Consider the following 15,790-nt stretch of genomic DNA (forward strand, 5'->3'; position numbering starts at 1 on the left):
CAAGCGGCCCCGAGACTTGGCCTAAGCGGCCGGACCGAAGGACTTCACGCACATGACGAGTTTCCCGACTGCGCTGCATCACCGAATCCGCGAACTGGCGCGCGTTGCGCCCGACGCACTCGCGCTCGCCGCGCCTTTCCAGAACGACCTGCGCCTGTCGCGCGGCGCGCTCGACGCGCGGGCGTCGCAGCTTGCGCGGCGCTTGCGCGCGGCCGGCGTCGGCGCGGAAGTGCGCGTCGGCGTGTGCGTCGAGCGCTCGTGCGAGCTGTTCGTTGCGTTGCTGGCCGTGCTGAAGGCGGGCGGTGTGTTCGTGCCGCTCGATCCGCGTCATCCGGCCGCGCGTCTGAACTGGATCGTCCGGGATGCGCAGTTGCGGCACGGGATCGCCGACGCGGCGGGTCGCGCGGCGCTCGGCGCGCCGTTCGAGCATGCGTTCGATGCGACGTGGGCAGACGGTGACGATGCGGATGCGGCTGCTTGCGCCGACGATGAAGACGTGCCTGTGCATCCGCGTGCGGCCGCCTACATGATCTATACGTCCGGCTCGACCGGCACGCCGAAGGCGGTGGTCGTCGAGCACGGGCCGCTCGCCGCGCATTGCGATGCGCTCGCGGCGGCGCTGCCGATCCACGGCGGCGATCGACTGCTGCATTTCGCATCGGTCAACTTCGATGCCGCGCACGAATGCTGGCTGGCGCCGCTGGCAGTGGGCGCGAGCGTGACGATTGCGCCGCCGCAGCCGTTCGCGCCGGACGCCGCGCATGCGCTGATGCTGCGCGAATCGGTCAGCGTTGCCGCGTTCCCGCCCGCGTATCTGCGCGAATTCGCGGCGGTTGCCGCGCGCGACGGCGTCCCGCCGACGCTGCGCGTGCTCGCGTTCGGCGGCGAAGCGTTGCCGCAGCAGGCGTTCGAATTCGTGCGCCGCACGTTCCCGTCGGTTCGCCTGATCAACGGCTACGGGCCGACCGAAGCCGTGATCTCGCCGATGCTGTGGCCCGTCGAGCCGGGCGAGATGCCTGCGCTCGCCGAGGGCGACGCCTATGCGTCGCTGCCGATCGGCCGTGCGATCGGTCCGCGTGTCGCGCGCATCGATCGCGACGCGCAACGCGCGGCGGATGACACGGCAGACGCCGGCGAGCTGCTGCTCGGCGGCGCATGTATCGCACGCGGCTATCACGGCCGCCCGGCGTTGACGGCCGAACGCTTCATTCCCGATGCGAACGGCGAGCCCGGTGCGCGCGTGTACCGCACCGGCGACCTCGCACGGCTGCGCGCCGATGGCGCATTCGATTATCTCGGCCGGCTCGACGATCAGGTCCAGGTGCGCGGCGTGCGTGTGGAGCCCGCTGAAATTGCCGCATGCCTGCGCACGCATCCGGCAGTGGCCGACGCGGCTGTGATCGCCGAAACCGGCAACGGGCCGACGCGATTGATCGCATGCATCGCGCTGCGTGCGACGGCCGACGATGCGGTGCTGAAGGCGCACGTGGGCGCGCAGTTGCCGGCCGCGTGGCAGCCGCACCGGTTCGTGCGCTGCGATGCGCTGCCGTATACGCTGAACGGCAAGCTCGACCGTGCGGCGTTGTGCGAGCGCATCGCCGCGGCGCGCGACAATGAATCATCGGCGGGCGATGCGCCGCGCACGCCGACCGAACGGCAGATTGCCGGTTTCTGGCAGACGCTGCTCGGCCTCGATGCGGTGCCGGCGCGCGACGATCGCTTCTTCGCGCTGGGCGCCGATTCGCTCGCGGCGATGCAACTGCAGGGCGCGATTCGCGCCGCGTTGCGCGTGAACCTGCGTCTCGACACGCTGTTCGCCGATCCGGCGCTGGCCGAGCTGGCCGCGCACGTCGATCGTGCGGAGCGGGAAACGGGCGCGCCGCTTGCAGCGATTCCGGCGCGCCGGACGGCGGCCGATGCCGCTGCGTCGACTGCGCCGCATGTCGATCGTGCGGCGTCGCTCGCGCAGCAACGTTTCTGGGTGCTCGCGCAAACGCGCGATGCGAGCGCCGCGTATCACATCGCCGCACACTGGACGATCGACGGCGCGCTCGACCGTGCCGCACTGCAGCGCGCACTCGATCATGTGATCGAACGGCACGAGGCGTGGCGCACGACCCTCGTCGACAACGACGACGGCATCGTGATGCAGCGCATCCACAAGACGCTGCCGGTTGCGATCGCAACGGTCGACCTGCGCGACCAGCCGCCGGCCGCACGCGATGCGCAGGCTGCGCGCATTGCCGAGCGCGATGCGCTCGCGCCGTTCGATCTGTCGCGCGGGCCGCTGCTTCGCGCGACACTCGTCGTCCTCGGAGACACCCGGCACCGGCTGCTGCTGACCGCGCATCACGCGATTACCGACGGCTGGAGCTCACGCTGCGCGTTCGACGAACTGGCGGCCGCGTACCGTGCGTATGCGCAAGGGCGCGAGCCGTCGCTGCCGGCGCTGCCGATTCAGTATGCGGACTACGCGGACTGGCAGCGCGACCTGCTTGCCGGTGGCGAAGGCGAACGCCAGCTCAACTATTGGCGCGATGCATTGCGCGACGTGCCCGGCCCGCTTGCGCTGCCGGTCGACCGTCAGCCGGGCGCGACGCGCTCGCTACGCGGTGCACGCGTATCGCTCCGGTTGCCCGACGCCGTCGCGGCCGACGTGCGGCGTCTCGCCCGCGATGCCCAGGCGACAGTCTTCACGGTGCTGCTTGCCGCACTCGACGCATGGCTGTCGCGCGCGACCGGCGAGACGGACATCGTCGTCGCCGTGCCGGTGGCGCACCGCCAGCGCGCGGAAACCCACGCGCTGCTCGGCCTGTTCCTGAACACGGTTGCATTGCGCGTGCGCGTCGCGCCGACGCTGCCGTTTTGCGCGCTCGTGGACGCGGCGCGCACGGCGGCACTCGGCGCGGTCGCGCACCAGGACGTGCCGTTCGAGCGCGTCGTCGATGCGGTGAAGCCCCCCGTGAAGCGCGGCGACGAATGGCTGCGCGTGAAGTTCGCGCAGCAGTTCGACGCGCGGCACGACAGCGTGTTGCCGGGTGCGACGGCCGTCGCGACGCCCGGCCCCGATCTCGCCGCGCGCTTCGACTTCGCATTGGACTTTACCGACGATGCGAGCGGAATCGAACTCGTCGCAGCCTATGCAACCGACTGCATCGACGACGATACCGCGCGCGCATGGCTCGACAGCTATGCGGCGCTCGTCGCGTCCGCCGCAGGCGAGCCGCATCGGCCGACGGCCGCGCTGCGCTGCGATGCGTCGCCGGCCACGCGCCAGCCGCGCGATGGCCGCGCGCTGCAAGCCGAGCATGCCGACATCGTCGCCGCGTTCGTGCGGCAGGCGGCTGCATATCCGCATCGCGTCGCGCTCGCCGATGCGGCGGTGTCGCTCACGTTCGCCGAACTCGACGATGCGTCGAACCGGATCGCGCATGCGCTGGCACGGCGCGGCACGACGGCCGAAACGCCCGTGATCGTCTGCATCGAGCGGTCGGCGCGCTTCGTCGTCGCGCTGCTCGGAGCGCTGAAGGCGGGCGTACTGGCCGTTCTGCTCGATCCGGCACAGCCGGCCGGCCGTATTGCGGCCGCTGCCGCCGATTGCGGTGCGCGCTGGGCGCTCGTCGCGGATGCGGCCGCGTGGCCGGCCGCCGGCGATGCGCAGCCGCTCGACGTCGACGCGCTCGCACAGGATGCGACGCTCGCGCACGCGGCCGGCGTGCGCGTCGCGCCGCATCCGGAGCAGGGCGCCTATCTGATCTACACGTCGGGTTCGACGGGCACGCCGAAGGGTGTCGTCGTGTCCCACGGCGCGCTCGCTGACTATGTGCAAGGCATGCTCGACGAACTCGCGTTCGCACCGGACGCGTCGTTCGCGATGGTATCGACGGTGGCGGCCGACCTTGGCCACACGACGCTGTTCGGCGCGCTTTGCGCGGGCCGCACGCTGCATTTGCTGCCGGCTGCGTGTGCGTTCGATCCGGACCTGTTCGCCGACGAAATGCGTCGGCGCGACGTCGGCGTTCTGAAAATCGTGCCGAGCCACCTGCAGGCGCTGCTGGACGCACGCGCGCCCGCCGACGTGCTGCCGCGCCATGCGCTCGTGACCGGCGGCGAAACGCTCACGTGGGCGCTCGTCGCGCGCATCGCCGCGCTCGCACCGGCCTGCCGCGTGATCAACCATTACGGGCCGACCGAAGCGACCGTCGGCGCGATCGTGTGCGACACCGCGTCGGTTGCCGCCGACGCGCGCGACGCCGCGAGCGGCGTGCCGCTCGGCCGGCCGCTGCCGAATGCGCGCGCACTGGTGCTCGACGCGTTCGGCGCGTGCGTGCCCGCCGGTGCGACGGGCGAGCTGTACCTCGGCGGGCCGGGCGTCGCGCGCGGCTACCTGAACCGGCCCGCGCAGACGGCCGAGCGGTTCGTGCCCGATCCGTTCGCGCGCGGCGCGCGGCTGTATCGGACCGGCGACCGCGTGCGGCTGCGCGCGGACGGCCGTCTTGCGTTCGTCGGCCGTATCGACGACCAGGTGAAGATCCGCGGCTATCGCGTCGAACCGGGCGAGGTCAGTGCGGCGGTGCGCGCGGCCGGGCCGATCATGCAGGCCGAGACGCTCGCGATCGAAACGGACGGCCGCCTGCGGGTCGCGACGTTCGTCGTCATGCGCGACGGCGCCGCCTTCGATGAAGCCGGTGTGCGCATCGCGCTCGGCGCGACGCTGCCCGATTACATGGTGCCCGCGCAGTTCGTCGTGCTCGCGCGCCTGCCGGTCACGGCGAACGGCAAGATCGATCGTGCGGCGCTGCGCGAGCTGGCCGTCGCGCCGGCGGCGGCGACTGCCGGCGACGCGCCGCAAGGCCCGGTGGAGACGGCGCTCGCGGAAGTGTGGCAAGCAGTGCTGAAGGCGCCGCGCGTCGGCCGCGACGACAACTTCTTCGAACTCGGCGGCGATTCGATCCTCGTGCTGCAGGTGATCGCGCGGGCGCGCAAGCGCGGCGTGCGCTTTACGCCGAAGCAGTTGTTCGACGGGCCGACGATTGCCGAACTCGCACGCATCGCGAAGACCGAGGAGGTCGCCGCCGCCACGCCGGCAGCGGCCGCTTCCGTGCCTGCGTCCGCGCCCGCTGGGAGCGCAGCGGCCCGGCTGACGCCGGCGCAGCAGCGCTTTTTCGCGCTCGACGTGCCGCATCCGGGCCACTGGAACCAGTCGGTTGCATTCGACGTGCGCGGCACGTTCGACGCGGATGCATTCGTACGTGCGTTCGACGCGGTGCTGACGCATCACGACGCGTTCCGCCAACGCTTCGCGCGCGCCGCGGACGGCTGCTGGCAAGCAAGCGACGCGGCGAAGCCGTACGACGCGCTGCCGTTCGTCGACGTCGCCGCACGCGACGAAGCCGACGCAGTCGCACGCTTCGACGCAGTGCAGCGCCGCCTCGATCTCGGCCGCGGCCCGCTGGCCTGTGCGTGCGCGGCGCGGCTGCCGGACGGTTCGACGCGGCTGTATCTCGCGATTCATCACGCGATCGTTGATGGTGTGTCGTGGCGCATCCTGCTCGACGATCTCGATGCTGCGTATCGCGCCGCATGCGAGGGTTCGCCGGTGCGCCTGTCGCAGCCGGGCCTGCGCGCGGACGCGTGGGCTGCCCGGCTCGCGCGCGCCGCGATCGAACCGGCATCGCCGTTCGCCGGCGAAGTCGCGTACTGGGCCGGCATGGCGCAGGGAGACGACATCGCGCCCGATCATCCGGATGCCCCGGCGACGAATGCCGACGCGGCCGTCGTCGTGCAGACGATCGATGCGGCGTTGACTCGCGCGGCGCTGACCGACGCGCACGCCGCGTACCGAACGCAGACGATCGAACTGCTCGGCGCGGCGCTCGCGCTGGCACTGACCGGTAACGGCGCTGCCGCGTCGTGCCGCGTCGAACTCGAAGGGCACGGCCGGGAGCCGCTATTCGACGATGCGGACGCGAGCCGCACGATCGGCTGGCTGACGAGCCACTATCCGGTCACGTTGCCGGTCGAACGCACCGCGCGCGACACGCTGTGCGCGGTCAAGGACGCGCTGCGCGCGGTGCCGCACAAGGGGCTCGGATTCGGCGTGCTCGCGCATTACGGCGACGCCGCGACGCGTGCGGCGCTGGCCGCCGTGCCGCGTCCGCGCGTCACGTTCAACTATCTCGGCCAGTTCGACGCACCGCGCGACGCGATGCTCGTGCCGCGCTTCGGCGGCACCGGCGTCGAACGCGATCCGCATGGCCCGCTCGGCAACGCGCTCGCGATCCATGCATACCTCGACACCGACCGCGACGGTGCGCGCACGCTGAAGGTTCACTGGGTGTACGGTGCGCCGCAGTTCGAGCGCGCGACGATCGACGCGTTCGCGCAACGCTTCGAGACCGCGCTTCGCGAACTCGCCGACGCGTGCACGTCGCGTATCGCGCTTCGCGGCGGCGGCGCGACGCCGGGCGATTTTCCGCTCGCGCAGGCGGCCGGCCTCACGCAGGCCGCGATCGAGCGCGCACCGCTCGACTGGCGCGCGATCGACGACGTGTATCCGCTGTCGCCGATGCAGCAGGGGATCCTGTTCCATGCGCTGTTCGCGCCCGGTCACGCGAGCTACGTGAACCAGCTCGTCGCGACCGCGACGGCGCTCGACGCCGAGCGGCTCGCAGCCGCGTTCGCCGCATCGATCGCACGGCACGACATCCTGCGCACCAGCGTGATCCCGGACGAGGCCGCGCCGCTGCAATGCGTGCATCGCCATGCGCGAATGCCGGTCGAGCAGCTCGACTGGCGCATGCGCGGCGACACCCTGGATGCCGATTTCGATGCGTGGCTCGCGGCCGACCGCGCGCGCGGCTTCGACTGGCGCGAACCGCCGCTGATGCGGCTCACGCTGATTCGCGTGACCGACGACGCGTGGCGCATCGTGTGGACGCGCCACCACGTATTGCTCGACGGCTGGAGCACCGCGCGCCTGCTTGCCGACGTGCTGCGCGATTATCGCGATCCCGACGCGGCGTCGCCGTTCGCGAGCCGCCCGGCGCTGCGCTACCGCGACTTCATCGCGTGGCTCGCTACGCGCGACCGCGACGCGGACGAGCGCTTCTGGACCGAACGGCTCGCGCGCCTCGATGCGCCGACGCTGATCGCGGAGCGCAACGCGGACCGCGCGGACGCCGAGATGGTCACGTGGCGCGCAACCATCGGCGCGGAAGCGTTGGCGCGCGTCGCGCAGACGGCGCGCACGCTGAAGCTGACCGTCAACACGCTGGTGCAGGGCGCGTGGGCGCTCGCGCTTCAGCGGATGACGCATCAGCCGGCCATCGCGTTCGGCGCGACCGTCGCCGGCCGTCCCGATGTGCTCGCGGACGTCGACACGGTGCTCGGCCTCTTCATCAACACGCTGCCGGTGATCACCGCCCCCGCGCCTCAGCAACGGGCGGCCGACTGGCTGCAGGCGCTGCAGCGCGAGAACGCGGCGGCGGCCGAACATGCGCATACGCCGCTTGCGGACATCCAGCGCTGGGCGCGCGACGCCGGCGGCGCATTGTTCGACACGCTGGTCGTATTCGAGAACTATCCGGTCGGCGACACGGCGCACGACGCCGATCCGGGCGCGCTGTCGCTTGCCGACGTGCGCAGCATCGAAGCGACGGATTTCGCGCTGACGCTCGTGATCGAAAGCGGCGCGGAACTGACGATCGACTACGGCTATGACGCGGCACGCGTCGATGCGCGCCAGGTCGAGACGTGGCACCGCGCGTTTGCATGCGCGCTCGATGCACTGGCTCGCGCGCCGCACGCGCTGCTCGGCACGCTGTCGATCGCCGATGCAGCGACGCGCGACGCACTGGCGCGCGCGCAGGACACCGCATTGACGTGGCCGGACGCGCAGCGGCAGCCGCTGCATCTGCAATTCGCGCAAGCCGCGCATGCGACGCCCGATGCGATCGCGCTCGAGCATGCGGACGTTCACGGCGACGTACAGCGCGCGACCTATCGCGAACTCGACGATAACACAACGCGCGTGGCGACAGCACTGCGCCGTCGCGGCGTGCGCCCCGACACGCCGGTTGCCCTGTGCGTCGAGCGCTCGTTCGAGATGGTGACGGCGCTCGTCGGCGTGCTGAAGGCCGGCGCCGCGTATCTGCCGGTCGATCCCGACTATCCGGCCGAGCGCATCGCGTATCTGCTGCGCGATGCGCGGCCCGCGGTCGCGATCACGCAACCGCATCTGCGCGAACGGGTGGCGGCCGCGCTCGGCGATGAAACGACGACGCAACTGCTGACGCTCGCCGATCTGCTCGACGACGGCGCGTCCGCGACGGCCGCTGACGGCGCGGCCGACATCGTCGACGATGCACAGCTCGCGTATCTGATCTACACGTCGGGGTCGACCGGCAAGCCGAAGGGCGCGGGCAACTCGCATGGCGCGCTCGCGAACCGGATCGCATGGATGCAGCACGCGTACCGTCTCACGCGCGATGACGTCGTGCTGCACAAGACGCCGTTCGGCTTCGACGTGTCGGTATGGGAATTCGTGTGGCCGCTCGCGATCGGCGCGAAGCTCGCGATCGCGGCGCCGGGCGACCACCGCGACCCGGCCCGTCTCGCGGCCGCGATCCACGCACACGGCGTGACGGTGCTGCACTTCGTGCCGTCGATGCTCGCCGCGTTCGCCGCGTATCTCGACGATTTCTCGGCGGCCGCGCAATGCGACAGCGTGCGCCTGATCGTCGCGAGCGGCGAGGCGCTTGCGCCCGAGCTCGTCGCGAAGGTCGCGCGGCTGTTGCCGAACGCGACGCTCGTGAACCTGTACGGGCCGACCGAAGCCGCGATCGACGTGTCGCACTGGACCTGCGGCCCCGACGACGCGAACGCCGTCGCGGTGCCGATTGGCCATCCGATCGCAAACCTGCGGTTGCATGTGCTCGACGCGGCCTGGCAGCCGGTGCCGGCCGGCGCGACCGGCGAGCTGTATCTCGCGGGCGCGGGCCTCGCGCGCGGCTACTTCGGCCGCCCGGCGCTGACCGCCGAGCGTTTCGTGCCCGATCCGTTCATGCCCGGTGCGCGCATGTACCGCACCGGCGACCTCGCACGGCGCCGCGCGGACGGTGCGCTCGACTATCTCGGCCGCGTCGACACGCAGGTGAAGCTGCGCGGGCAGCGGATCGAGCCGGGCGAGATCGAGGCGCTGCTGCGTGCGGCGCCGGGCGTGCACGACGCGGTCGTGATCGTGCGCGACGAACGGCTGATCGGCTATGTCGCACGCGGCGACGCGGGCCCGCTCGATCGCACCGCACTGCTGGATGCGCTGCGCGCGCAATTGCCGTCGTACATGGTGCCGTCGCAACTGATCGAGCTCGACGCGCTGCCGGTCACGCCGAACGGCAAGTGCGACCGCCATGCGTTGCCCGCACCGGCACGGAACGCAGTCGCGGCCGCGGACCTCGCGACCGACACGGAGCGCACGCTTGCGGCGATCTGGCAGCGGGTGTTGCGCGTGGATGCGATCGGCCGCGACGACGACTTTTTCCTGCTCGGCGGCCACTCGCTGCTCGCGACGCAGGCCCATGCGCAGGCGAACCTGCACTGGGGCCTCGCGCTGCCGCTGCGCACGCTGTTCGACACCCGCACGCTCGCGCGTTGCGCGCAGGCGATCGATGCGGCCTGTGCGGCCCGTGGCGACACCGACGCGGCGAGCGCGATCGACGCGCTGCTCGGCGAACTGGAAACCCAATAAGGACGACGGATGACGAAGGCCCAACCCGACTGGCTCGCGCTCGCGACGCGTTTCGCGCAACTGCCCGACGCGCAGCGCGCGGTGTTCCTCGACAAGCTCGGCGCGGCCGGCATCGACTTTCGCATGCTGCCGATCCCGCCGCGCACGCCGCGTAGCGACCGTGTGCCGGCGTCGTTCGCGCAGACGCGGCTGTGGCTGCATGCGCGGCTGATCGATGCGCCCGCCGCGTATCACATCACCGAGCGGCTCGCGCTGTCTGGCCCGCTCGACGCGCACGCGCTGCGGCTCGCATGCGATGCGATGATCGCGCGTCATGAGGCGCTGCGCACGACGTTCGACGAAGCGGAGGACGGCGTCGCGCAGACGATTCATCCGCCGCTGCGCTGCCCGTGGCGCGAGACCGATCTCGACGCGGTGCCCGACGCGCAGCGCACCGCCCGCGCGGAAACCGTCGCGTCGACGGATGAAGCCGCCGCATTCGATCTCGGCACCGCGCCGCTCATGCGCGCGCATCTGATCCGCTTCGACGCGACGCACCACTGGCTCGCGCTGACCGTTCACCACATCGTGTCGGACGGCTGGTCGTCGGACGTGATGCTGTACGAACTCGCGGCGTTCTACCGCGCTTACGCGTCCGGCGAGCCGGTGCCGCTCGCGCCGTTGCCGATCCAGTACGCGGACTACGCACTGTGGCAGCGCCGCTGGCTCGACGCGGGCGAGCGCGAGCGGCAGCTTGCGTTTTGGCGCGAACGCATCGATCCGCAGCGCGGCGTGATCACGCTGCCCGGTGCGGCCGCTCGGCCGGCCCGCCGCAGCGCGCGCGGCGCGCGTCACGTGTTTTCGCTCGACGCGCGCACCGGTGCGCAACTGCGCGCGTTCGCGGCCGCGGCGGGCGCGACGCCGTTCGCCGTGCTGCTCTCGGCGCTCGACGCGCTGCTCGCGCGCGCGACCGGCGATGCGCGGATCTGTGTCGGCGTGCCGGCCGCGAACCGCGAGCGTGCGGAAACCGCCGGGCTGATCGGCTTCTTCGTGAACACGCTCGCGATCGACGTCGACGTGCCCGCGCACGGCGATTTCGCGTCGCTGGTCGCGCGCACGCAGCGCGCGCTCGTGGATGCGCAGATGCACCAGGACGTGCCGTTCGATCAGGTCGTCGACGCGCTCGGCGTGCCGCGCAGCGCGAGCCACCATCCGCTGTTCCAGGTGATGGCCGCATATGGCGAGCGCCGCGCGTTGCCGACGCTCGGCGCGGCAGCGGCCACGTTGCTGCCGTCCGGCACGCCGTCCGCGAAATTCGACCTGACGCTCGCCGTCGAGGCGACGCCCGACGGCACGTTCGACGCCGCGTTCATCTACGCGCTCGATCTGTTCGATGCCGATGCGATCGCGCGGCTTGCCGCGCGTTTCGTCACGCTGCTCGGCGACGCGCTCGCGCGCCCCGGGTTGCCGATCGGCGATCTCGACTGGCTGCCGGCCGACGAACGTGCGCAATTGGCCGGATGGAACGCGCCGGCGGGCGCCGCGCAAGCGGAGCCGTTCATCCCGGTGCATGTGCGCATCGCCGCTCATGCGCGCGCGCGCCCCGACGCGCGCGGTGTCGCCGACGTCGATCGCGCGCTGACGCGCGGCGAGGTCGACGCGCGTGCGGCCCGCATCGCGCGCAATCTCGTCGCGGCCGGCGTGCGGCCGGAAATGCGCGTCGGCGTCGCGTTGCAGCGCTCGGTCGACCTGCTGGTCGCGCTGATCGCGGTGCTGAAGTCGGGCGCGGCGTTCGTACCGCTCGATCCTGCGCACCCGCGCGAGCGGCTCGCGCAGATCGTCGATGACGCGGCGATCGCGCACGTGCTGACCGACGGCGCGAGCGCCGGATCGCTGCCGGCGGGGCCCGGCCTGCGCATCTGGCGTGCGGATCAGGTCGACGCGCTCGGCGACGCCGCGGACGTCGCGCTGCCCGACGTGTTGCCCGGTCACGCCGCGTATGCGATCTACACGTCGGGTTCGACCGGCAAGCCGAAGGGCGTGATCGTCGACCATGCGGCGTTCGCGCGACATTGCGTGGCGATCGCGCAGCGTTACGGCGTAACCGAGAACGACGTGTTCCTGCTGTTCCAGTCCGTCAACTTCGACGGCGCGCACGAAGGCTGGTTTTCGCAATACCTGTCGGGCGCCGCCGTGTCGGTGACGGCCGACGTGCTGTGGCCGCCGGCGCAAACCTGCGCGATGATGAACCGCGACGGCGTGACGATGACCTACGTGCCGCCCGGCTGCGCCGCGCAGCTTGCCGAGTGGGCGCTCGCGCACGGCGCGCCGCCGACGCTGCGTTCGCTGACGGTCGGCGGCGAAGCGACGTCGCGCGAAGCATTCGCGATGCTGCGCCGCGCGATGCCGAACGTGCGCGTCGTCAACGGCTACGGCCCGACCGAAACCGTGATCACGCCGACGCTGTGGATGTTCCGCCCCGGCGACGATCCTGCGAAACTCGGCGATGCCGCGTATCTGCCAATCGGCACGCTGGTCGGCGCGCGCACCGCGCACGTGCTCGATGCGCGGCTGCATCCGCTGCCGGTGGGCGTGATCGGCGAACTGTATCTGGGCGGCGAGGGGATCGGCGTCGCACGCGGCTATCTCGATCGCCCGGCGCTGACGGCCGAGCGCTTCGTGCCGGATCCGTACGGCGCACCGGGCGCACGCCTGTATCGCACCGGCGACCTCGTGCGGCGCCGCGCGGACGGCGTGTTCGACTTCATCGGCCGCGTGGATCATCAGGTGAAGCTGCGCGGGCTGCGCATCGAGCTCGGCGAGATCGAGGCGCAACTGGCAGCGCACGATGCGGTGCGCGAAGCGTGCGCGGTCGTGCACGGGCAAGGCGCCCAGGCGCAGCTGGTCGCGTATGTCGAACTGACCGCCGACGCGCAGGCCGCCGCGCAGCCGGTCGAAGCCGCGACGCTCGACGCGCATCTGCGCCGCACGCTGCCCGACTACATGGTGCCCGCGCAACTGATCGTGCTGGACGCGCTGCCGCGCAACGCGAACAGCAAGGTCGACCGTGCGCGGCTGCCGGCGCCGGTGCGCGTCGAACGCGCTTACGACGCGCCGCACGACGGCGACGAAGCCGCGCTCGCGGCAATCTGGCGCGACGTGCTGAACGTCGAACGCGTCGGCCGCGGCGATCACTTCTTCGAGCTCGGCGGTCATTCGCTGGCCGCGGTGCGCGTGGCAACGCGCGTTGCCGAGCGGCTCGGCCGCGACGTGCCGGTGCGCGCGCTGTTCGAAGCGCCGGTGCTCGCGCAGTACGCGCGCCAGGTCGCCGATGCGCCGCGCGCCGCGCACGCCGGCTCGGCGGCGCCCGGCGTCGCGGCGTTCAAACCCGACGCGTACGGCGTGTGGCCGCTGTCGCCCGCGCAGCTGGGCCTGTGGTTTCTGTGGCGTGCGCAGCCGGACAATGCCGCGTACAACATTCCGGTCGCGCTGCGCGTGCGCGGCCCGCTCGACGTCGGTGCGCTGCGCGCGGCGTTCGCGGCTGCGGCAGCCGCGCATCCGGCGCTGCGCACGCGGCTCGTGCTGCGCGACGGAACGCTGCCCGGGCAGCGGATCGACGATTCAGCCGCCGTCGCGCTGCCTGTCGTCGATCTGTCCGCGCAGTCCGACGCGCTTGACCGCGCGGCGGCACTGACCGACGCCGACGCGCTCGCGCCGTTCGATCTCGCCGCCGATGCGCCGCTGTGGCGTGCGCGCGTGCTGAAGCTCGGCGCGCATGATCACGTGCTGTCGGTGACGATTCATCACATCGTGTCGGACGGCGAATCGATCGAGCTGTGGCTCGATGCGGTGCGCGCACACTATGTCGCGCTGGTCCGTGGCGAAGTCGCGTCGTCGCCATCGTCGTCGGCGCCCGCAGAAAGCGTGTCGCTCGTGCTGCCGGCGCCATGCCGCACGTCGCGCCTCGCGTACTGGCGCGACGCGCTCGCCGACTTGCCGTCATCGGTGCTGCCGCAACGCGCGGACGCGCCGGCCGTCCCGCAATGGCGCGCAACGCGCATCGCGTTCGAGTTCGACGCAGCACTGATTCGCGCCGCGCGCGACACCGCGTCGCGTGCCCACGCGACGTTGCCGATGGTGCTGCACGCGGCGCTCAACACCGCGCTGTTCCGCGTGACCGGCGCGGTCGACCAGCCGGTCGGCGTGCTCGCATCGACGCGCGCGCTGACGGGCGACGCGGCGCGCGATGCGCTCGGGCTCTTCGTCAACTCGGTGGTGGTGCGCACGCGGCTCGACCCGGCGGCCCGCCGCGCCGACGTGCTCGGCCAGGTGCGCGACACGGCGCTCGCCGCGTATGCGCACGCCGACGTGCCGTTCGCGGACGTCGTCGCCGCGCTGCGCGCGCCGCGTGCCGCGCACGCCAATCCGCTGTTCCAGGTGATGTTCAACTACCTGCGTCCGACGGGTGCTGCCGCGCGCGACTGGGCCGGCCTGTCGCTCGACGAATTCGACGACGTGCGCCATCGCGTCGTGTTCACACTCGAGTTCGACGTGGTCGAGCATCCGGACGGCCGCGTGAGCGCCGCGTTCTCGTATGCGGACGAATTGCTCGACGGCGGTTTCGTCGATGCGCTCGTCGACGTCTACCACGACGAAGTCGCGCAGTTCGCGGGCGCCCCGGAAGCGGCGCTCGGTGCGCCCGATGCGCTGTTCGTCGCGGAACCCGCCGGTCCGGCAAGCCACGCGCCGCGTGTCGCCGACGCGTCGCACGCGCCGCACACGGCGGCCGCGCTCGCCGCGGTGTGGTCGGACACGTTCGCGACGGCCGCGCCCGCGCCCGATGCCGATCTGTTCGAAGCCGGTACGAGCTCGTTCGACGTCGTGCGTTTCGTCGACGCGGCCGCCCGTGCCGGTCACGCGCTGACCGTGGCCGACGTGTTCGCCGCGACGACGCTCGCGGCGCTCGCCGCGCGTATCGATGCGGCGGCCGAAGCGGAGCAGGAGGTGCGCGATGCTCGCTGAAGTGCGTCCGGACGGTTTCACGATGCTCGACACGTACCGCCTTGCGTTCGCCGACGGCTTGTTCGCCGTGCGCGACGGCACGGAAATCCGCGTCGCGCAGGGCGACGGCATCGGCGCGCAGTTGCTGCGCGTGCAACTCGGCGACGACGGCGCGCTGCGCGTCGTCGCCTACAACCATCGCGCGGCGCCGGCCGATCAGCGCCGCGCGCTGCTGGCCGCGCTCGCCGCCGCGTTTTCCGATGCGGCGCGCCACGCGGCGATCAGGCTCGACCCGGCCGCGTGGCCGGCGGTCGCGCTCGACGCGCTGCGCGCGAGCGGCGTGCTCGCCGACGGCGGCCTGTGCATGCGCGAAGGCTGGGCACAGCAGGCCGATCTGTGGCGCGTCGGCACGCACTTGCCGTGCGCGACGCTGCCGATGTTCACCGACGGCCGGCGTCATCCGCGCCGGCCGCCTGCGCCGCGCGGCGACGTGTATGCGCGCGACCTGCCGGCGCTCGGCATGCGCTTCACGCTGCGCGGCTGGCAGCCGGGCGAAGACGCGGCGCGCATCGCGCAGTGGTTCGACAAGCCGCGCGTGCGCGACGGCTGGCCGTGGGCGCGGCCCGGCGCAGACGGCACGGCGCCCGATGCCGATCCGCACGTCACGCCGCTCATCGGCTGCTTCGACGGCGAACCGTTCGCGTATGTCGAGGCGTTCTGGCTGAAGGAAGACCCGCTTGCACCGCACGTCGGCGCGCGCGATTACGACCGCGGGCTGCGGATGCTGGTCGGCGCGTCGCGCTGGCGCGGCCCGCACTGGGTGGCCGGCTGGCTGCCGTGCGTCGTGCATCACCTGTTTCTCGACGACCCGCGCACCGAAGCGGTCGGCTGCGCGGTCCCGGACGGCCGCACGCGGGTCGTCGATCTCCTCGCGCGGCACGGCTTCACGCGGCAGCGGCGGCTCGCGCTCGCCGACGCGCAGCCGCTGTGGATGTGCACGCAGCGCGAGACGTTCTTTGCCGGCCGTCATGTATGACGCGCCGGTTTCACCGACAAGGGAGC

3 protein-coding genes are annotated in these 15,790 nt (G+C 72.2%); all 3 read left to right on the plus strand.

Annotated features, from left to right (window positions below; translation table 11 throughout):
• Window positions 1-52: 52 nt before the first annotated feature.
• The 3 genes from WK25_RS08075 to WK25_RS08085 are packed head-to-tail and all read left to right on the plus strand — an operon-like array spanning window position 53 to window position 15,764.
• Window positions 53-9,748 (plus strand): non-ribosomal peptide synthetase, encoded by a 9,696-nt coding sequence (locus WK25_RS08075; protein ID WP_069241381.1) that lies wholly within the window; start codon window positions 53-55, stop codon window positions 9,746-9,748.
• 9 nt (window positions 9,749-9,757) lie between these two features.
• Window positions 9,758-14,749: a non-ribosomal peptide synthetase gene (locus WK25_RS08080; protein WP_069241382.1), complete on the plus strand. Its 4,992-nt coding sequence runs from the start codon at window positions 9,758-9,760 to the stop codon at window positions 14,747-14,749.
• Complete coding sequence (locus WK25_RS08085; protein ID WP_069241383.1) at window positions 14,739-15,764, plus strand: GNAT family N-acetyltransferase; 1,026 nt, start codon at window positions 14,739-14,741, stop codon at window positions 15,762-15,764. The genes WK25_RS08080 and WK25_RS08085 overlap by 11 nt, the downstream gene beginning before the upstream one ends.
• Window positions 15,765-15,790 lie beyond the last annotated feature (26 nt).

The organism is Burkholderia latens, assembly GCF_001718795.1.
In the GTDB taxonomy this organism is placed as follows: Bacteria; Pseudomonadota; Gammaproteobacteria; order Burkholderiales; family Burkholderiaceae; genus Burkholderia; species Burkholderia latens_A.